The organism is Pseudomonas sp. GW823-FHT02C05, from assembly GCF_058797595.1.
In genome coordinates, this window is record NZ_JBXAJU010000001.1 from 214424 (window position 1) to 234010 (window position 19587).

Below are 19587 nucleotides of genomic sequence, written 5' to 3' on the forward strand. Positions count from 1 at the left end.
CTTGTTGTTGTGGTTATGGGATCAGGGGTAGCGGCAGGTCACTTCGGGGCGGTCGTAGCCCAGGCTGTCCATTTCGTTGAAGGGGTGCAGGAAACCGTCCTGGGGCGAGGTGCTGACCAGGGCTCGGGGCTGCACCAGGGGAATCGGCTGGCGCAATTCGCCGTTCCACGGCCGGTAGCTGAGCTTGCGGCCCTTGAACCCGTCCAGGGGCAACTGGTCGCTGAGCAGCAGCGTCTGCAGGGCCCGAGGGTCGGCCTGGCGCAGTTTGCTCACTGCGCTGGCGACGCTGCGCACGGCCATCCAGGCAGCGAAGTCGCGGTCGTTCATCCAGCGTCCGGCCTGGGCTTCGAAGCGCTTTTGCAGTTGCGCGGCGCCGAAGGTTTCCACGCTCTTGTGCCAGCCGGTGGGGGTCAGGCCCTGGGTGCCGGCCACCGGGCGCGGGTACCAGGTCTGGTAGGGCAGGTATTCGCCGAAGTCGCCGCGCTCGTCGGCCACCAGCACCACGTCGTATTCGGCGGTCTGGGTGAACAGCGGCATGTCGGCCTGGGCGCTGCGGCGCTGGTCGTTGTCGAAGGTCCAGGGTTTTTCCGCGACGATATTCACGCCGAAGCGCTGGGTGGCCCGGCGCAAGGCGTCGGCGTAGGCCCGGTCATCCTCGGTCTGGCCAACGATCAGCAAGGCCCGCTGCCATTTGCGCAGCACCATGAACTGCACCAGGGCATCGGCCAGCATCGCCCGGCCGGGCAGGCTGTGCAGCACGTTGCCCAGGCACTGGCTGCTGCGCAGGCGGTCGTCGGGGCTGCCGGCGTTGAACAAGAGGCTGTCGGGCAGGGCGGCGGACAACTCGCGCAGGCTGGCCGCCGGGGCATTCACCACGAACAGCCGCAGGCCCTGGTCATGCTGGGCCTTGGCGGCTTGCAGCAACGCCTCGGGGCTGTCGACGCTGGCACTGTCGAGCTGGAACTGCTGCTTGAGAAAGCGCCCGGTGCTGTTGCTGTCGACAATCGCCAGCTGCGCGCCCTGCAGCCCGGCGTCGGCAGGCTCGGGAATGATGTTGGACAGCAGCGGGCCGGGGTCGGGGCGATAGCCCAGGTAGCCGATGCGCACCTGCAACGGTTCTTCGCCGGCCTGGCTCGCGGCCAGGGGCAACAGGACCGAGGCCAGGGCCAGCAGGCAGGTCGGGATAAGCGGGGCAGGCTTGTGCATAAGGCACTCCACGGCAGGTGGCGCCAGCATAGGAAGAGTACCGGGGTGGGGAAATATGCAGAAAGTAGCGCCCGGGCAGTACCAAGGTAGTAACCCGGCGCGGGTGCGGCGGTCTTAGCATGGTTGCAGCGGCCCCGACCCTGGAGAACACCGTCATGCGCATCCTCAAATTGCTGCTGTTGCCCTTGCTGCTGATCCTCAGCCTGATCGGCGTCGACCGTCTGCACGGCCCGCGCCCGGTGCTGCCCCAAGCGCTGCCGTTGGTGCCGGGGCGCTAGGCATGTCGGCGCTGTGGCGGATCAACCTGTGGGTCACGGCGTTCTTTGCCGTGGTGACCCTGGCCTGCGCTGCCTTGCTGCTGCATCAGGCGGTGGCCGATGTCGAACGTGAATTGCAGTCCGCCGAGGCGGTGGTGGAGTACCTCAGCGACAGCGCTGCGCGCAACCCGGCGGGCCTGCAACCACACCTGACCCAGAGCCTGCGCCATGTGCGGGTGCACTGGCTGGCGGCGGACGAGGCGGCACGCATGCCGGAAGAGGCCGGGCTGGACGCCTGGCTCGGCCGCCAGCTGTTCAGCGAGCGCCGCCACAGCGCCCGCGAACTGGACCTGGGCGACGGCCGTCGGGTGCTGATCGCCGTGGACGCGCGGGATGAGATCGACGAAGTCTGGGATTCCCTGCAACAGCTGTTGAGCCTGTGCGGCCTGGCCCTGCTCCTGAGCCTGCTGACCATCCGTTGGGCAGTACGCCGTGGCATGGGCTTGCTGGATGATTTGCTGCGGGCCTTGCAGCAGGTGTCCGGCGGGCAACTGGCGGTGCGCCTGCGCGAAGCCGGCCTGCCGGAAGCGCGACAACTGGCCGGGCACTTCAACCGCATGACCGCGACCCTGGAACAGACCCGCGCCGACAACACCCAACTGACCCAGGCCCTGCTGGCGGTGCAGGAGCGCGAGCGCACCTACCTGGCGCAGACCCTGCACGACGACCTCGGACAATACCTGGCGGGCATTCGCGCCCAGGCCTGCCTGCTACGCATGGTCAGCAACCAGCCCACGGTGGTGGAACACACGGCCCAGGCCCTGGAGCTCAACTGCGAGCGTTTGCAGCAAGGCTTTCGCGCCCTGGTGCAGGACCTGTACCCGGTGGTGCTGCAGCACCTGCCGCTGGCCGAAGCCTTCGGTTTGCTGGTGAGCCAATGGCAGGACAGCCAGGGCATCGACTGCCAATTGCGGGTCGGCGCCGACCTGCCAGCGTTGCCCAGCGCCAGCAAGACCCACCTCTACCGCCTGCTGCAAGAAGCGCTGACCAATGTCGCCCGGCACGCCGACGCCAGCCAGGTACGGGTGCGCCTGCAACGCAGCGCCCGGGGCCTGCGCCTGCTGGTGCGCGACAACGGTCGCGGCGCGCGCCAGCCCCAGCGCCCCGGCGTCGGCCTGCACTCGATGGCCGAACGGGCCCGCAGCCTGGGCGGCGAACTGCACATCCTCAGCCGTCCCGGCGCCGGTTGGGCACTGGCCTTGAACATGCCCCTGAACATGCCCATGGAGGCCTGATGAACATCTTGTTGGTGGATGACCACGCCGTGGTCCGCCAGGGTTACGCCAGCCTGCTGCGCGCGGTATTGCCGGCGATGCAGGTGCGCGAAGCGGCCAGCGGCGAAGAGGCCCTGACTCGGGTCGCCGAAGAAGTGCCGAACCTGGTGATCATGGATTTCGGCCTGCCGGGCATCAGCGGCCTGGAGACCACCCGCCGCCTGCGCCAGCGCCTGCCGCAACTGCGGGTGCTGTTCTTCAGCATGCACGACGAACTGCCCCTGGTGCGCCAGGCCCTGGAGGCCGGCGCCTCGGGCTACCTGACCAAGAACTCCGCGCCCCAGGTGCTGATCGAAGCGGTGCACCGAGTACTGGCCGGGCACGCCTACATCGAACAGCCCCTGGCCACGCAACTGGCCTGCACCCCGGCGCAGAACAGCAGCGACCCGCGCTTGCAGAGCATGACCCAGCGCGAGCTGGAGATCTTCGTGATGCTGGCCAAGGGCACCCCGGCGCGGGTGATTGCCGAGCAGCTGTGCATCAGCGCCAAGACTGTGTCCAACCACCTGACCTTGCTCAAGAGCAAGCTGCAGGTCAGCTCCCATGCGGAGTTGGTGCATTTGGGGATTGATATGGGGGTGGTGCGGGTGGCGGGGTGAGGGGGTATGGTTTGGCAAATTTTGTCAAAAGCGGACAAAGCCATGAGCACCATGAACATCTCCCTGCCGGACGCTCTCAAGTCCTTTGTCGATGATCAAGTCAGCCAGCGCGGCTACAGCACCAGCAGTGAATATGTGCGTGAGCTGATTCGCAAGGATCAGGATCGGCAACATCTGCGTGGCCTGTTGTTGGCCGGTGCTCAATCGGCGCCGGGCACTGCTGTGCAGGGTGACTATTTCGAATCCCTGCGTGCCAGGGTTCACAAGGCGCGAGGATGAAAGCCAAGCCGGTCATGCCACGTGCCCTTGCCAGCCAGGACGTGGGAGGCGCTATCAGCGACTAGCTTGACCAACAGGCCGAGCAGGCTGCGCTCGGTTTTATCGATGCTTTGGAAAAGGCCTATCTTCATATCGGCCGCCATCCGGCCTTGGGTATGTCTCGCTACGCCCACGAGCTGGATCTGCCGGGGGGGCTTTGCTTGCCGCTGAAGCGCTGTCCCTATCTGGTGTTCTACGTTGAACGCGATGACTACATCGACGTATGGCGGGTTTTGCATGGTATGCGGGACTTTCCTGAGTGGTTGGCTGAAGGTGTTTTCCGGTAGTGGTGGGGGATGTTGGGGGCTTTTTGTGGTGAGGGGGTGGGGTGTATATCCGTTGCTGTGGGTGTGGCTGCTGGTGGTTTCGTCTTGATGGTTTGGGGTTTGGGTACATATCCATTGCTGCGGTCACGGCCACTTAGGGTTTCGCCCTTACGGCGACTCACTTTTTTCAAACGCCGGAGTGCCGGCCCAGCAAAAAGTAAGCAAAAACGCGTGCCCCTCCATGGGCCCCTCGCTGAGGCTCGGTGTTCCCTCGCTTCGGCATTGCTCCGGGGGCCGCCGCCAACCGGCCATCCATGGCCGGGTGGCGGCTAGCTCGGCATCCCTGCCGAGTTGCCCCCTACGCAACGCCGCGCTCGGCCTGCTGGGAAGGGGCCTGAAGATCAAGATCAAAAGCCAAGGTGCGCAGGCCGTCTCCTTGTAGCCGCTGCCGAAGGCTGCGAACGAGCGCCAGCGCTCGCGAAACCAGGCAGCGCAGTGGGTCAGGAGCATTGGGGATGCAGGTTTAGCGTCTCCTGCGACGGAGTGCCGCCCAGAGCGTTCGCAGCCTGCGGCAGCGGCTATAGAGTATGTGCGTTCTGTAGCCGCTGCTGAGCCTGCGAAGCTGCGAAAAGGTCCGCAGGACCTTCAGCCCTCCCAAGAGCAATGTCGCCCAGTGAAGGACAAATGAAACAAGGCCGGCCGGTAGGCCGCCGTCAGATTTTGATCTTGATCTGGCTTTTGATCTTCCTGCCCCCTTAGACACGATGGCCGAACGCAGGCATTGAGCCGTGGGTAACCCGGCAGGGATGCCGGGTTAGCCGCCACCCGGCCATGGATGGCCGGTGGCGGCGGCCCACGGAACAATGCCGGAGTGAGGGCATGCCGAGCCTAGGCGAGGCACCGAGTGGAGGGGCAGAAGCGTTTTGCTCACCTTTTGTCTGGGCCGGCATTCCGGATTTTCAAAAGTGAGTCGCTGTAAGAGCGAAACCCAAAGTAGCTACACCCGCAGCAACGGATATGCCCCCCGTCCCCTTACTTATCCCACGTCCCCGGACACCCCTGGCACCCCTCCATATTGGCATCCTGAAAATTCCCATAGTGCTGCCGCGCCCCGCGCAAATCGGCCCGTTCCAGATTGCTCTCGCCAAACTTCGCCTCCTGCAGATTGGCATCGCTCAGATCGGCCCCTTGCAGATCCGCCTTGCTCAACCAGGCCATCTCCAGGTCCGCCGCCCGCAGTTTGGCCTGGTGCAGCTTGGCCCCGGACAGGCGGGCAAATTGCAGGTAGGCCGCGCTGAGGTCGGCTTTTTCGAATTGCGCGCCCTGGGCAAACAGGCCCCAGCCCTGGATCGCCATCAGCTTGGCGTCGGTGAAGTCCGCCAGCCGCAGGTTGCTCTGTTGCAGGCTGGCGCGGGTCAGGTTGGCGCCTTGCAGGCGGGCCTTTTCCAGGTTGGCCAGGTCCAGTTGGGCGTGGCGCAGGTCGGCGCCGGAGAGGTCGGCGCCGGCCAGGTTCATCTTGCGCAGGTCCTGGTTGGCGAGGTTAGCGCCACGCAGGTTGGCGCCGGGGCATTGGCTGGATTCGGCGATCAGGCAGCCGTTGATCGTCAGCGGGACGTCGTTGCCGTCGTCGTCGACATTCATGGCCAAGGCGGGGGAGAGACTCAGCAGCAGGGCCAGGGGCAGGTAGTTCATGGTGCGGTTCTCCAGGCGGGAGTGAAGGCGGGTGTGGCGAGGAAGCGGGCTCCCTCGCCACAGACAAGGCGGGGATGATCAGCGCTGGGCGGTCTTGTTATCCCAGCTCGGGATCTTGAACACCCAGAACGAGCCGCCTTGGGCCACCGGCTTGGTCAGTTCGGCCATGTCGCCGCCCCACAGCGGCACCGCGCCGCCGTAGCCCACGGTCACACCGATGTACTGCTCGCCATCCTGTTCCCAGGTGATGGGCGGCGAAACGATGCCGCTGCCGGTCTGGAATTTCCACAGCTCCTTGCCGGTCTTGGCGTCGAAGGCCTTGAAGAAGCCGTCGCCGGTGCCGGTGAACACCAGGTTGCCCTTGGTCGCCAGGACGCCGGCCCACAGCGGCAGGTGTTCCTTGTGCTCCCAGACCAGCTTGCCGGTGGTCGGGTCCATGGCGCGCAGGGTGCCGACGTGGTCGTCGTACATGCGCTTGATGCGGAAACCCATGCCCAGGTAGGCCGAGCCTTTCTTGTAGTTCACTTCCTCGGTCCAGTACTCCTCCTTCCACTGGTTGCCGGGGATGTAGAACAGCCCGGTGTCCTGGCTGTAGGCCATGGGGTTCCAGTTCTTGCCACCCAGGAACGGCGGCGAGACTTCCACCGGCTTGCCCTTGGTTTCACCCGGCAGCGGCTTGGCCGGACGCTGGCCTTCGTTTTCCACCGGGCGCCCGGTCTTGAGGTCGATGTGGCTGGCCCAGGTGATGTTGTCGACGAAGGGGAAGGCGTTCTGCAATTTGCCGTTGTTGCGGTCCACCACGTAGAAGAAGCCGTTGCGGTCGGCGTGGCCGGTGGCCTTGACCACCTTGCCGTCCTTGCCCTTGTAGTCGAACAGCACCAGTTCGTTGTTGCCGGAGAAGTCCCAGGCGTCGTTCGGTGTGTGCTGGTAGAACCATTTCACTTCGCCGGTGCTCGGGTCGACGCCGACCTGGCCCGAGGTGTACAGGCTGTCGTAGTCGTGGGGGTTGCCGTCCTTGGCGGTGCGCGCCCAGGTGTTCCATGGCCCGGGGTTGCCGGCGCCGACGATGATGGTGTTGGTTTCGGCATCGAAGCTGGCGCTCTGCCAAGGGGCGCCGCCGCCGTGGCTCCAGGCTTCGACCTTGCCGGTTTCGGTGGTCTTGTCGTCGGGCCAGGACGGCGCCTTGACGTCGCCGGTGGGGGTGCTGTCCTTGCCGTTCAGGCGGCCCATGTGGCCTTCGACGAAGGGCCGCATCCACACCTCTTCGCCGGTCTCCGGGTCGCGGGCGAACAGCTGGCCGACCACGCCGAATTCATCGCCCGAGCTGCCGTGGATCAGCAGCACCTTGCCGCTGGTCTTGTCCTTGATCAGCACCGGGGCGCCGGTCATGGTGTAGCCGGCGCTGTGGTCGCCGAACTTCTTGTTCCACACCACCTTGCCGGTGTTCTTGTCCAGGGCGATGACCCGGGCGTCGAGGGTGCCGAAGTAGATTTTGTCGCCGTAGATCGCCGCGCCGCGGTTGACCACGTCGCAGCACGGGCGAATGTTGTCCGGCAGGCGGTGGTTGTAGGTCCACAGGCGCTTGCCGGTCTTGGCGTCCAGGGCGAACACCCGGGAGTAGGAGCCGGTGACGTAGACCACGCCGTTGCTGACGATGGCCTGGGATTCCTGGCCGCGTTGCTTCTCGTCGCCGAAGGAATAGGACCAGGCCGGGGTCAGCTTGAACACGTTCTTGTCGTTGACCTGGGCCAGCGGGCTCCAGCGCTGGGCGTTGGTGCCCATGCCGTACTGCAGCACGTCCTTGGTGGTCAGGTGGTCGTTGGCGATGTCTTCCCAGGTCACGTTCTTGCTGGCAGGTGCCGCCGGGGCGGTGGCCGCTGTGGCCGCCGCGCCCAGGGACAGGCTGCCGGCCAGCAGCAGGGCCTGGACGGCAAGGCTCAGGGGGGAGAGGGCGGGTAGCGATCTTATTGTCATGGTTGCGGTTCCCAGTGGAGGTTTTGGCCTGACTAGGGTCTGCCGCGCGAGGTGCTTTGAGATACGGAAAAAGTCCCGCCCTTGCCGGGAATAGTTCCCGGGCGGCACCTGATTTAGGCCCGCGCCACAAGCCCTACTACCAAGGGAGTAGGGCGCGGCCACCAAAGCAGCATACGGCCGCCCGCCGGCTGTTTCTAAGATGGCGCCATGGCCTCTGTAGCTGAGGTCTTGCGTGCAATCTTGAGGGCATAACAATGACAACAAAACGCAACGCCTTGCTCGCGGTAGGGCTGCTGACCGGTGCCTTGGCCACCGGTGCCGTATGGGCCCATGGCAACGTGGTGCCCCAGGCGGTGGAAACCAAGGGCCTGACGCCGATCAAGGATGCCGGGGTGAGCGTCGATGGCGACGGCTGGGCTTCGGTCAACCCGTACCGCACCTCGCCCGAGCACGACAAGGCGGTGGAAATCGGCGCTTCGGCCTACAACCAGAACTGCGCCGCCTGCCATGGCCTGGAAGCCAAGTCCGGCGGTATCGCCCCGGACCTGCGCATGCTCGACGCCGGCGAAGCCGGGGATGAATGGTTCGTCGAGCGGGTGCGCCACGGTGCGGTGCGCGATGGCCGGGTGTACATGCCGAAGATGGCCGATTACCTGAGCCAGGAAGCCCTGTGGGCGGTGCGCACCTACCTGGACAGCGTGCGCGTCGAGGAGTGATCGCCATGGGCCGCTTCGCCCTGTTCCTGGCTGGCCTGCTGCTGTGTTGCGCCACGGCCCAGGCCGGGGTGCGCAACTACGACACGATGATCGCCTCCGGTGAACTGAAGGTGGCGGTGTACCAGGATTTTGCCCCCTACAGCTTCGAGGACCAGGGCCAGCCCCGGGGTGTCGATGTGGAGCTGGCGCAAGCCCTGGCCGAGGCCCTGGGGGTGCGCCTGCAACTGATCTGGGCGCCCCCGGGGGAGAAACTCGACGACGATTTGCGCGACTACATCTGGCGCGGCAGCCCGCTGCGCCACCAGCAGTTGGCCGACCTGATGATGCGCGTGCCCTACGACCACGACTACGCGCAAAAGCGCAACGAACTGGGGGAGCTGGCCAACGATCACGTGGTGATGTTCGGCCCCTATCAGGAGGAGCGCTGGCAGGTGGCATTCGACCGCCGCCGGCTGGATGCGGTGGCCAGTGTCGCGGTGTTCCAGGAGCACCCCATTGGCGTCGAAGTGGACAGTGTGCCGTCGTTCTACCTGACCTCGGTGTTCAACGGCATGCTCAGTGCCAAGACCCACCATTACCCCAGCGTGCAACAGGCGTTCGGCGCCTTGCGGGCCGGGCAGGTGGACGCGGTGATGGCCATGCGCGGCGAGATCGACTGGCAGTTGCATCAGGCCGCTGATCCGCAGTTGGCCCTGGCGGAAAACGCCTACCCGAACATGGGCAAGCAGGTGTGGGAGATCGGCATGGCGGTGCATGAAAGCAACCGCCAGCTGGCCTATGCCGTGGAAGAGGCCCTGGAAGGGCTGATCCGCGACGGTCGCCTGCAGGCGCTGTACGCCCGTTATGGCCTGCGTTACCAGGTCCCACAGATGTATCAATAGGAGCTGCGATGAACTGGCGAGCGACCTGTCTGCTGGCGTGCTGGCTGCCCTTGGCGACCCCGGCGCTGGCCGCCGATCCGCAGGCCCCGGACCCGGTGCCTTCGGTGATGTGGGCCTTCTACCACAAGCAATTGCTGGGGGACGCGGCGTTCGTCTTCGATGACCGGGTCAAGCTGCTGGCGCCGCCCTTTGCCGAGGATGCGCGGCAGGTGCCCCTGGAAATCGACGCCCGGGCCTTCACCGGCGATGTGGTGCGCATCCTCGCCTGGGCCGAGCTCAACCCCTTGCCGCGCATCGTCGATTTCGAACCGGGGGAGCGGGTGCTGCCCTGGCTGTCGATCCGCATCCGTATCGAGCAGGCCACGCCGCTGCGCGCCGCGGTGCTGACCCGCGATGGCCTGTGGCACGTGGGTTCGACCCTGATCGATGCCGCGGGCGGCGGCTGTACCGCGCCCAGCGTGGTGCGCACCCAGCCCGGCTGGGAAGAGCACATCGGCGAGGTGCTGGGCGGGCGTTATCCCCGTGGGGATGCCAGCCGCCTGCGCCTGCAAGTGTCCCACCCGATGGACAACGGCCTGGTCAGCGGCATCCCCGAGTTCTTTCTCAACCACGCCGAACTGCGCGACCAGAACGATCAGCGCCTGGCCAGCCTCGAACTGTTCCCGGCGGTCAGCGAAAACCCCAACCTGGGGTTCGATATCCAGGGGCCGGGGCAGACCCGCTTGCTGTTGCGCGACAACAGCGGCAACCAGTTCGAGGCCAGGCTGCCCTGACCGCATCCTTTGACCCACCCGAGCCGAGGCGCGCCATGCGTTGGATCCTGCTATTGCTGCTGTGCCTGGGCCTGCCGGCCCGGGCCGACCTGGACTATCCACTCAAGCCCCGGCAGATCGCCGCGGGCACCTGGCTGCTGGAAGGCAGCACCGACAACTTCGCCAAGGCCAATGGCGGCAATATCGTCAACACCGGCTTCATCGTCACCGACAGCGGGGTGGTGGTGATCGACAGCGGGCCGTCGAAACGCTACGGCGAAGCCTTGCGCCGGGCGATTGCCGCCACCACCGACAAGCCGGTGATCCAGTTGCTGCTGACCCACCATCACCCCGACCATGTGCTGGGCAATCAGGCTTTTGGCGACGTGCCCATCGGCGCCCTGGCCGGCACCAGCGACCTGCTGCGCCAGCAGGGCGAGGCCATGGCCGAGAACATGTACCGCATGGTCGGCGACTGGATGCGCGGCACCGAGGTGGTGCTGCCGACCCAGGTGCTTGAGCCCGGGGTGCTTGAGGTGGGCGGGCATCGCTTGCGCTTGCTGGGCCTGAGTGGGCACACCGGCGCTGATCTGGCGATTCTCGACGAGAACACCGGGGTGCTGTTTGCCGGTGACCTGGTGTTCTACGAGCGCGCGCTGACCACCCCCAACAGCCCGGGGCTGGAGGCATGGCTCAAGGATCTGGACACCTTGCAGGGACTGCCGTGGAAGCTGATCGTCCCAGGCCATGGCCCGGTGGCCAGCGATACGGCGCCCTTTGCCCAGATGCGTGACTACCTGGGCTGGCTGGACGAGCTGATGCGCGACGGCGCGGCACGGGGCGACGACATGGCGGAGATGATCCGCCGCCCGATCCCCGAGCGTTTTGCCGGCATCAGCCTGACCCGCTATGAGCTGATCCGCAGCGTCAGCCACCTGTACCCGCGCTACGAGCGCCAGCGCCTGCAGCGTATCGACGGCCTGTAGGAGCCGGCTGGCCGGCGAAGGCGGTCTTGCTGGGCCTCTTCGCTGGCAAGCCAGCTCCTACGGTAGGCAGGTATATCGCGTGGGGCTTTGTAGGAGCCGGCTTGCCGGCGATAGCGGTCTTGCGGGCCCCTTCGCTGGCCAGCCAGCTCCTACGGTGGGCAGGGAGATCGGGTGGGGCTTTGTAGGCGTCGGCGGCCGCTCCTGTACCAAGGAACTAGAAAACTCCGCACTGCGGGCAATTGTTGGCAGGCAGGCCGGGACCAAGAATTCCCGGCAGACCGGGAAAATTTCCCGGGAACAACAATAACCGCCGAGGTAGCCGTCATGACCCAACCCCCACGTCGTCCCTTTTTCGCCGTGAGCCTGGTGCTCAGCGCCATGCTGCTGTCCAGCGCGGCCCTGGCCGCCGTCACCGATGAAGAGATCCTCCAGGACCCGAAGAACCCGCAGCAGATCGTCACTAATGGCCTGGGCGTCCAGGGCCAGCGCTACAGCCCGCTGGACATGCTCAACGTCGATAACGTCAAGGAGCTGCGGCCGGTCTGGGCCTTCTCCTTCGGCGGCGAGAAGCAGCGCGGCCAGCAGGCCCAGCCGCTGATCAAGGACGGGGTGATGTACATGACCGGTTCCTACTCGCGGGTGTTCGCGGTGGACGCGCGCACCGGCAAGAAGCTCTGGCAGTACGACGCGCGCCTGCCGGACGACATCCGCCCGTGCTGCGACGTGATCAACCGCGGCGTGGCGTTGTACGGCGACCTGGTGTTCTTCGGCACCCTGGACGCCAAGCTGGTGGCCCTGAACAAGGACACCGGCAAGGTGGTGTGGAGCAAGAGGGTCGCCGATCACAAAGAGGGTTACTCCATCAGCGCGGCGCCGATGATGGTCAATGGCAAGCTGATCACCGGGGTCGCCGGCGGCGAGTTCGGCGTGGTCGGCAAGATCCAGGCCTACGACCCGAAAAACGGCGAGCTGCTGTGGATGCGCCCCACCGTGGAAGGCCACATGGGCTACGTGTACAAGGACGGCAAGGCCATCGAGAACGGCATTTCCGGCGGCGAGGCGGGCAAGACCTGGCCGGGCGATCTGTGGAAGACCGGCGGCGCGGCGCCGTGGCTTGGCGGCTACTACGACCCGGAAACCAACCTGCTGCTGTTCGGCACCGGCAACCCGGCGCCGTGGAACTCCCACCTGCGCCCTGGCGACAACCTGTATTCCTCGTCGCGCCTGGCCCTGAACCCGGACGACGGCACCATCAAGTGGCACTTCCAGAGCACCCCCCACGACGGCTGGGACTTCGACGGCGTCAACGAGCTGATCTCCTTCAACTACAAGGAAGGCGGCAAGGAGATCAAGGCCGCCGCCACCGCCGACCGCAACGGCTTCTTCTACGTGCTCGATCGCACCAACGGCAAATTCATCCGCGGCTTCCCCTTTGTCGACAAGATCACCTGGGCCACCGGCCTGGATAAGAACGGCCGGCCGATCTACAACGAGGCCAGCCGCCCTGGCGCCCCGGGTAGCGAAGCCAAGGGCAGCTCGGTGTTCGTCGCCCCGGCCTTCCTCGGCGCCAAGAACTGGATGCCCATGGCCTACAACCGCGACACCGGGCTGTTCTATGTGCCGTCCAACGAATGGGGCATGGACATCTGGAACGAAGGCATCGCCTACAAGAAGGGCGCGGCGTTCCTCGGCGCGGGCTTCACCATCAAGCCGCTGAACGAGGATTACATCGGCGTGCTGCGGGCCATCGACCCCATCAGCGGCAAGGAAGTCTGGCGCCACAAGAACTTCGCGCCGCTGTGGGGCGGGGTGCTGACCACCAAGGGCAACCTGGTGTTCACCGGCACGCCTGAGGGCTTCCTCCAGGCGTTCAACGCCAAGACCGGCGAGAAGGTCTGGGAATTCCAGACCGGCTCCGGGGTCCTGGGCTCGCCCGTGACCTGGGAAATGGACGGCGAGCAGTACGTCTCGGTGCTCTCCGGCTGGGGCGGCGCGGTGCCGCTGTGGGGCGGCGAAGTGGCCAAGCGGGTCAAGGACTTCAACCAGGGCGGCATGCTCTGGACCTTCAAGCTGCCCAAGGACCTGGTGAGCAAACGCTGATCGTAGGCGCCAGCTTGCCGGCGAAGGCGCCCGCACGACCGCTTTCGCCGGCAAGCCGGCTCCTACAAAGCCCTCGCAATATCCCTGCCTACCGTAGGCGCCAGCTTGCTGGCGAAGAGGCCCGCAAGACCGCCATCGCCTGCAGCCGGCTCCTACAGGCCGATCTGCCGCTTCATTCCCGCCTCGGTGCGGGGTGGGCGGAGGCGATCAACCTACGACCAAATGACGAGAGCCCCCCTGCCAACGATGCATTCGTCCGGCACGCGGGGCTCTCTACCATCGAGCCATCGCCTGTCGTGGACAGGCATCGACCAGCAGAGGCCCAGCATGATCTACGCACAACCCGGAACCCCAGGCGCCGTCGTGTCCTTCAAGCCACGCTACGGCAATTTCATCGGTGGCCAGTTCGTGCCGCCGGTGGACGGCCAGTACTTCAGCAACACCTCGCCGGTCAACGGTGAGGTGATCGCCGAATTCCCGCGCTCCACTGCCGCGGACATCGACAAGGCCCTGGACGCCGCCCATGCCGCCGCCGATGCCTGGGGCAAGACCAGCGCCCAGGACCGTTCGCTGGTGCTGCTGAAGATCGCCGACCGCATCGAGCAGAACCTGGAGATCCTCGCGGTCAGCGAAACCTGGGACAACGGCAAGGCCGTGCGCGAAACCCTCAACGCCGACGTGCCCCTGGCCGCCGATCATTTCCGCTATTTCGCCGGTTGCATTCGTGCCCAGGAAGGCGGCGCCGCAGAGATCAACGAACTGACCACCGCCTACCATTTCCACGAACCCCTGGGCGTGGTCGGGCAGATCATCCCGTGGAACTTCCCGCTGCTGATGGCCGCCTGGAAGCTGGCCCCGGCCCTGGCCGCCGGCAACTGCGTGGTGCTCAAGCCCGCCGAGCAGACCCCGCTGTCGATCATGGTCTTCGCCGAGCTGATCGCCGACCTGCTGCCGGCCGGGGTGCTGAACATCGTCCAGGGCTTTGGCCGCGAAGCCGGCGAGGCCCTGGCCACCAGCAAGCGCATCGCCAAGATCGCCTTCACCGGCTCGACCCCGGTGGGCTCGCACATCATGAAATGCGCCGCCGAGAACATCATTCCGTCCACCGTCGAACTGGGCGGAAAGTCGCCGAACATCTTCTTCGAAGACATCATGCAGGCCGAGCCCAAGTTCATCGAAAAGGCCGCCGAAGGCCTGGTGCTGGCGTTCTTCAACCAGGGGGAAGTCTGCACCTGCCCATCCCGGGCCCTGGTCCAGGAATCGATCTACGAGCCGTTCATGGCCGAGGTGATGAAGAAGATCGTCAAGATCAAGCGCGGCAACCCGCTGGACACCGAGACCATGGTCGGCGCCCAGGCGTCGCAGCAGCAGTACGAGAAGATCCTCTCCTACCTGCAGATCGCCCAGGAGGAGGGCGCCGAGCTGCTCACCGGTGGCGCCGCCGAGCTGTTGGAAGGTGACCTGGCCAGCGGCTATTACATCCAGCCGACCCTGCTCAAGGGCCACAACAAGATGCGCGTGTTCCAGGAAGAGATCTTCGGCCCGGTGGTGGGCGTGACCACCTTCAAGGACGAAGCCGAGGCCCTGGCGATCGCCAACGACAGCGAGTTCGGCCTGGGCGCCGGGCTGTGGACCCGCGACATCAACCGCGCCTACCGCATGGGCCGGGCGATCAAGGCCGGCCGCGTGTGGACCAACTGCTACCACCTGTACCCGGCCCACGCCGCGTTCGGTGGCTACAAGAAATCCGGGGTGGGCCGCGAGACCCACAAGATGATGCTCGACCACTACCAGCAGACCAAGAACCTGCTGGTGAGCTACGACATCAACCCCCTGGGCTTCTTCTAAGGGCAACAACAGGCGCGGTGGTTGGGTGCCGCCGCGCTTGTGCGGGACGGACACGGGGAGGGCTCATGGGTGGGCACCTCCCCGTGTGCGTTGTGGGCGCAGCACCGCCATCCCTGCAGGAGCCAGCTTGCTGGCGAAGAGGCCCGCAAGCCCACCCCCAATCTCCCCCTACCAACGCACCCGCCGGTTCGTCCCAAAGTAGCATTCGGCCCCCGCGCTCTCCGTGCATTAATGCCTTTACCGGAATCCCCCGGCACAACAAGAGGCTTGACCCCATGTGGCATAAACCCGCGTACACCGACCTGCGTATCGGCTTTGAAGTGACCATGTACTTCGCCAACCGCTGAGCCGTCCCGCTCCGGCCGGTACTGGTGTCGGCCGGAGCCTTTTGCCCTTCAGGAGCACGTCATGCATATCCGCATTCTCGGTTCCGCGGCGGGGGGCGGTTTTCCCCAGTGGAACTGCAACTGCCGCAACTGCGCCGGAGTGCGCAACGGCACGCTGCGGGCCCGGCGCCGCACCCAGTCGTCCATCGCCCTGAGCGACCATGGCAGCGAGTGGATCCTGTGCAACGCCTCCCCGGACATTCGCCAGCAGCTGGAGTCCTTTCCGGTGCTGCAACCGGCCCGACAGCTTCGGGACACCGCCCTGGCCGGAGTGATACTGCTGGACAGCCAGATCGACCATTGCACCGGCCTGCTCAGCCTGCGCGAAGGCTGCCCGCATCAGGTCTGGTGCACCGAGATGGTCCACCAGGACCTGTGCAGCGGCTTCCCCCTGTTCAACATGCTCAGCCACTGGAACGGCGGCTTGCAGTGGCAGCCCATCCACCTCGATGGCCGGGAATTCAGCCTGCCGGCCTGCCCGGACATCGCGCTGCGGGCGATTGCCCTGCGCAGCAGCGCGCCGCCGTATTCGCCCCATCGCGGCAACCCGCACCCGGGGGACAATATCGGCCTGTTCATCGAGGACCGGCGCAGCGGTGCCAGCCTGTTCTATGCCCCGGGTCTGGGGCAGGTGGATGAGGCCCTGCTGGGGTGGATGGACCGCGCCGATTGCCTGCTGGTGGACGGCACCTTGTGGCGCGACGATGAAATGCGCGTCTGTGGCGTCGGCGACAAGCTGGGCAGCGAGATGGGCCATCTGGCGCAAAGCGGCCCCGGCGGCATGCTTGAGGTGCTGGAGCGCTTTCCTCGGGCGCGCAAGGTGCTGATCCACATCAACAACACCAACCCGATCCTCGACGAGGACTCCGCCGAGCGCGCCGAACTGACCCGCCGCGGCATCGAAGTGGCGCATGACGGCATGGACATCCATCTCTGACGCCACCCGGTCCCTGTAGCCGCTGCCGAGCCCGCGAGGCTGCGCAAAGGCCCGCAGGGCCTTGCCTGACCATCTCCCGCCAAACCCGCAGCAACCTCAAGAGCGCCGCGGCCCTTCGTGCCGTTCGCAGCCTGCGGCAGCGGCTACACCAACCTCGGATCGACACTGGCCCTGTAGCCGCTGCTGAGCCCTGGCGAAGCTGCGAAAAGGCCCGCAGGGCCTTGCCTGGCGATCACCCGCCAAACCCGCAGCGGCCTCAAGAACGCTGCGGCCCTTCGTGCCGTTCGCAGCCTGCGGCAGCGGCTACATGGCCTGTAGCCGCTGCCGAGGCTGCGAAGTCCGCCAATGGTCGGATTGCTTTCAGCAACGGATGCTTTAGGCTGGCGTTCTTCTCCAGAACAATAAGAAAACAGGCTTCCCCCATGGGCCAGAATCTCAGTCTGCTGCGCAAGTTCGTCTCTCCGGAAATCATCTTTGGCGCCGGTTGCCGGCACAACGTCGGCAACTATGCGAAGACCTTCGGTGCGCGCAAGGTGCTGGTGGTCACCGACCCCGGGGTGATCGCCGCCGGCTGGGTCGCCGATGTCGAGGCCAGCCTGCTGGCCCAGGGCGTCGAGTACTGCCTGTACAGCGCAGTGTCGCCCAACCCGCGGGTGGAGGAGGTGATGCACGGCGCGCAGATCTACCGGGAAAACGCCTGCGATGTGATCGTCGCGGTCGGTGGCGGCAGCCCCATGGATTGCGGCAAGGGCATCGGCATCGTCGCCGCCCACGGGCGCAGCATCCTCGAGTTCGAGGGGGTGGACACCATCCGCATGCCCAGCCCCCCGCTGATCATGATCCCGACCACTGCCGGCACCTCGGCGGATGTCTCGCAGTTCGTGATCATCTCCAACCAGCAGGAGCGGATGAAGTTCTCCATCGTCAGCAAGGCGGTGGTCCCTGATGTGTCGCTGATCGACCCGGAAACCACCCAGGGCATGGACCCCTTCCTGTCCGCCTGCACCGGCATCGACGCCCTGGTGCATGCCATCGAGGCTTTCGTTTCCACCGGCCACGGGCCGCTGACCGATCCCCACGCCCTGGAAGCCATGCGCCTGATCAACGGCAACCTGGTGCAGATGATCGCCAACCCCTCGGACATCGCCCTGCGCGAGAAGATCATGCTCGGCAGCATGCAGGCCGGGCTGGCGTTCTCCAACGCGATCCTCGGCGCGGTGCATGCCATGTCCCACAGCCTGGGGGGCTTTCTCGACCTGCCTCACGGGCTGTGCAACGCGGTGCTGGTGGAGCATGTGGTGGCCTTCAACTACAGCGCGGCGCCGGAGCGCTTCAAGGTGATTGCCGAGACTTTCGGCATCGACTGCCGCGGGCTCAACCAGCGGCAGATCTGCGGGCGCCTGGTGGAGCACCTGATCGCCCTCAAGCGCGCCATCGGCTTCCACGAGACCCTGGGCCTGCATGGGGTCAGCAGCAGCGATATTCCGTTCCTCTCGCAGCACGCAATGGGCGACCCATGCATCCTCACCAACCCTCGTGAATCCAGCCAGCGTGATGTCGAGGTGGTCTATGGCGAGGCCCTCTGACGAACAGCAACGGGCCCTGGCCGGGCTCCTGGGACTGGGCAACCACTCGGCGCGCAAGAGCCATTACCCGGAACTGGCGGCGCGCCTGGAAGACCTGGAAACCGAGCGCAACCGCTACAAGTGGCTGTTCGAGAACGCAGTGCACGGCATCTTCCAGGCCAGCCTGCAGGCCGGCATGCGTGCCGCCAACCCGGCCCTGGCGCGCATGCTGGGGTATCAGGACCCCCAGGAAGTGCTGTTTTCCCTGGCCGACCTGGCGGGCAACCTGTTCGTGGGCGGCGCCGGGGAACTGGCGGCCATCGGCGAGCAGTTGCAGAACCAGCGCAGCCTGCTGGGTTACGAAACCCAGCTGCGGCGCAAGGACGGCAGCAGCATCGATGTGCTGATGAACCTGTTGCTCAAGCCCGACCAGGACGGGCTGGTGGAAGGGTTCGTCGCCGACATCACCGAGCGCAAGCTGGCCCAGCAGCACCTGGAACAGCTCAACGACCAGCTGGAGCAGCGGGTGGCGGCGCGCACCGATGAGTTGCTGGACGCCAACCGCAACCTGCAGCAGCAGATCGCCCGGCGCGAGCGCATCGAGCGCGACCTGCGCGAGGCCCGGGACGCCGCCGAGGCAGCCAACCGCAGCAAGGACAAGTACCTGGCCGCCGCCAGCCACGACCTGCTGCAACCTCTGAATGCCGCACGCCTGCTGATTTCCACCCTGCGCGAGCGCAGCCTGCCGGCCCCGGAGCAACTGCTGGTGGAACGCACCCACCAGGCCCTGGAAGGCGCCGAGGACCTGCTCACCGACCTGCTGGATATTTCCAGGCTCGATCAGGCGGCGGTGAAGCCGGACCTGGCCACCTACCGCCTGGATGAAATGCTCGCGCCCCTGGTTTCCGAGTTCCAGTCGGTGGCCGAGGCGGCGGGGCTGGGGCTGCGGGTGCGCTTCGGTGACTTTGCCCTGTTCACCGACTTGCGGCTGATGACGCGGATCCTGCGCAACTTCCTCAGCAATGCCTGCCGCTACACCGAGCGCGGCAGCATCCTGCTGGCGGCGCGCCGTCGCGGCGACCAGTTGCGGCTGGAGGTGTGGGACACCGGGCGCGGTATTGCCGCCGACCGCCTGGAGTCGATTTTCCTTGAATTCAACCAGCTGGATGTAGGCCGCGCCGCCGACCGCAAAGGGGTGGGCCTGGGGCTGGCGATTGTCGAGCGCATCGCCAAGATCCTCGGCTATCGGGTGCAGGTAGCGTCGCGGCCGGGGCACGGTTCGCGGTTCAGCATCGAGGTACCCCTGGCGGCCCGTGTGCCCTTGCCCTTGAGCCAGCAGGCGCCGCAGCCGGGCACCGGCAACCCGCTGCCGGGGCGGCGCCTGCTGGTGCTGGACAACGAGTTGAGCATTCTTGAAAGCATGGCCGCGCTGCTCGGCCAGTGGGGCTGCGAGGTGCTGACCGCCACCGATCAGGCCGCGGCCCTGGAGGTGCTGCAGGGCCGGGCGCCGGAGTTGATCCTGGCGGACTTTCACCTGGATCACGGGGTCACCGGCTGCCAGGTGGTCAGGCGCTTGCGCGAGCATTTCCAACAACCGCTGCCGGCGGTGATCATCACCGCCGACCGCAGCGACCAGTGCCGCCGCGCCTTGCAGCAACTGGGCGCGCCGCTGCTCAACAAACCGGTGAAGCCGGGCAAGTTGCGGGCCGTGCTCAGCCAGTTGCTGGGCTAGTGGTGGCAAGGGGGTGCGGCCAAATCGATGCGCCGGCG

18 protein-coding genes are annotated in these 19587 nt (G+C 66.1%); 15 read left to right on the plus strand and 3 right to left on the minus strand.

Going from position 1 to position 19587, the window contains the following annotated elements:
* Positions 1-21 precede the first annotated feature (21 nt).
* Positions 22-1206, minus strand: coding sequence for an ABC transporter substrate-binding protein (locus AC1RGE_RS01060; RefSeq protein WP_492583054.1), 1185 nt, complete (start codon positions 1204-1206; stop codon positions 22-24).
* A gap of 119 nt (positions 1207-1325) precedes the next feature.
* Here AC1RGE_RS01060 and AC1RGE_RS01065 point away from each other — a divergent pair, with 119 nt between their 5' ends.
* From AC1RGE_RS01065 to AC1RGE_RS01085, 5 genes are all read left to right on the plus strand, one after another.
* Complete coding sequence (locus AC1RGE_RS01065) at positions 1326-1484, plus strand: hypothetical protein (protein ID WP_015635009.1); 159 nt, start codon at positions 1326-1328, stop codon at positions 1482-1484.
* 2 nt (positions 1485-1486) lie between these two features.
* Entirely contained in the window at positions 1487-2758 is a 1272-nt protein-coding gene (locus AC1RGE_RS01070) for a sensor histidine kinase (RefSeq protein ID WP_401260865.1), read from the plus strand.
* A complete protein-coding gene (locus tag AC1RGE_RS01075; protein ID WP_047285547.1) occupies positions 2758-3396 on the plus strand; it encodes a response regulator in 639 nt (212 codons plus the stop codon). Before AC1RGE_RS01070 ends, AC1RGE_RS01075 begins: the two co-directional genes overlap by 1 nt.
* 42 nt (positions 3397-3438) lie before the next feature.
* Positions 3439-3675 (plus strand): type II toxin-antitoxin system ParD family antitoxin, encoded by a 237-nt coding sequence (locus tag AC1RGE_RS01080; RefSeq protein WP_011060512.1) that lies wholly within the window; start codon positions 3439-3441, stop codon positions 3673-3675.
* A gap of 101 nt (positions 3676-3776) precedes the next feature.
* Positions 3777-4001 (plus strand): type II toxin-antitoxin system RelE/ParE family toxin, encoded by a 225-nt coding sequence (locus AC1RGE_RS01085; protein WP_492584228.1) that lies wholly within the window; start codon positions 3777-3779, stop codon positions 3999-4001.
* A 1011-nt stretch (positions 4002-5012) separates the two neighbouring features.
* Here the strand turns inward: AC1RGE_RS01085 and AC1RGE_RS01090 are convergent.
* Both AC1RGE_RS01090 and exaA read right to left on the minus strand, forming a co-directional pair.
* Positions 5013-5672, minus strand: coding sequence for a pentapeptide repeat-containing protein (locus tag AC1RGE_RS01090; RefSeq protein WP_011060513.1), 660 nt, complete (start codon positions 5670-5672; stop codon positions 5013-5015).
* A 78-nt stretch (positions 5673-5750) separates the two neighbouring features.
* Positions 5751-7646 (minus strand): quinoprotein ethanol dehydrogenase, encoded by a 1896-nt coding sequence (exaA, locus tag AC1RGE_RS01095; protein WP_401260869.1) that lies wholly within the window; start codon positions 7644-7646, stop codon positions 5751-5753.
* Positions 7647-7900: 254 nt separating this feature from the next.
* Here exaA and pedF point away from each other — a divergent pair, with 254 nt between their 5' ends.
* The 10 genes from pedF (at position 7901) to AC1RGE_RS01145 (ending at position 19549) form a co-directional block, all read left to right on the plus strand.
* Positions 7901-8362 (plus strand): cytochrome c-550 PedF, encoded by a 462-nt coding sequence (gene pedF / locus AC1RGE_RS01100; protein ID WP_016967318.1) that lies wholly within the window; start codon positions 7901-7903, stop codon positions 8360-8362.
* A 5-nt stretch (positions 8363-8367) separates the two neighbouring features.
* Complete coding sequence (locus tag AC1RGE_RS01105; RefSeq protein ID WP_492583055.1) at positions 8368-9243, plus strand: substrate-binding periplasmic protein; 876 nt, start codon at positions 8368-8370, stop codon at positions 9241-9243.
* 8 nt (positions 9244-9251) lie between these two features.
* Positions 9252-10016: a quinoprotein dehydrogenase-associated SoxYZ-like carrier gene (locus AC1RGE_RS01110; RefSeq protein WP_492583057.1), complete on the plus strand. Its 765-nt coding sequence runs from the start codon at positions 9252-9254 to the stop codon at positions 10014-10016.
* Between the two features lie 35 nt (positions 10017-10051).
* Positions 10052-10981, plus strand: coding sequence for a quinoprotein relay system zinc metallohydrolase 1 (locus AC1RGE_RS01115; protein ID WP_346625266.1), 930 nt, complete (start codon positions 10052-10054; stop codon positions 10979-10981).
* A gap of 324 nt (positions 10982-11305) precedes the next feature.
* Positions 11306-13081, plus strand: a complete 1776-nt coding sequence (gene pedH / locus AC1RGE_RS01120) for a PQQ-dependent alcohol dehydrogenase PedH (RefSeq protein ID WP_346625265.1) — start codon at positions 11306-11308, stop codon at positions 13079-13081.
* Between the two features lie 327 nt (positions 13082-13408).
* The gene (exaC, locus tag AC1RGE_RS01125) at positions 13409-14929 is read left to right on the plus strand and encodes an acetaldehyde dehydrogenase ExaC (RefSeq protein ID WP_015635021.1); all 1521 of its coding nucleotides are present in this window, start codon (positions 13409-13411) and stop codon (positions 14927-14929) included.
* Positions 14930-15204: 275 nt separating this feature from the next.
* Positions 15205-15276, plus strand: a complete 72-nt coding sequence (gene pqqA / locus AC1RGE_RS01130; RefSeq protein ID WP_011060521.1) for a pyrroloquinoline quinone precursor peptide PqqA — start codon at positions 15205-15207, stop codon at positions 15274-15276.
* A gap of 61 nt (positions 15277-15337) precedes the next feature.
* Positions 15338-16252, plus strand: a complete 915-nt coding sequence (pqqB, locus tag AC1RGE_RS01135) for a pyrroloquinoline quinone biosynthesis protein PqqB (RefSeq protein ID WP_492583058.1) — start codon at positions 15338-15340, stop codon at positions 16250-16252.
* Between the two features lie 422 nt (positions 16253-16674).
* Positions 16675-17838 carry an alcohol dehydrogenase-like regulatory protein ErcA gene (ercA, locus tag AC1RGE_RS01140; protein ID WP_011060523.1) on the plus strand — a complete coding sequence of 388 codons (1164 nt, stop codon included), beginning with the start codon at positions 16675-16677 and terminating at the stop codon, positions 17836-17838.
* On the plus strand, positions 17822-19549 hold the full coding sequence (locus AC1RGE_RS01145) for a PAS domain-containing hybrid sensor histidine kinase/response regulator (protein WP_015635023.1): 1728 nt from the start codon (positions 17822-17824) through the stop codon (positions 19547-19549). The genes ercA and AC1RGE_RS01145 overlap by 17 nt, the downstream gene beginning before the upstream one ends.
* Positions 19550-19587 lie beyond the last annotated feature (38 nt).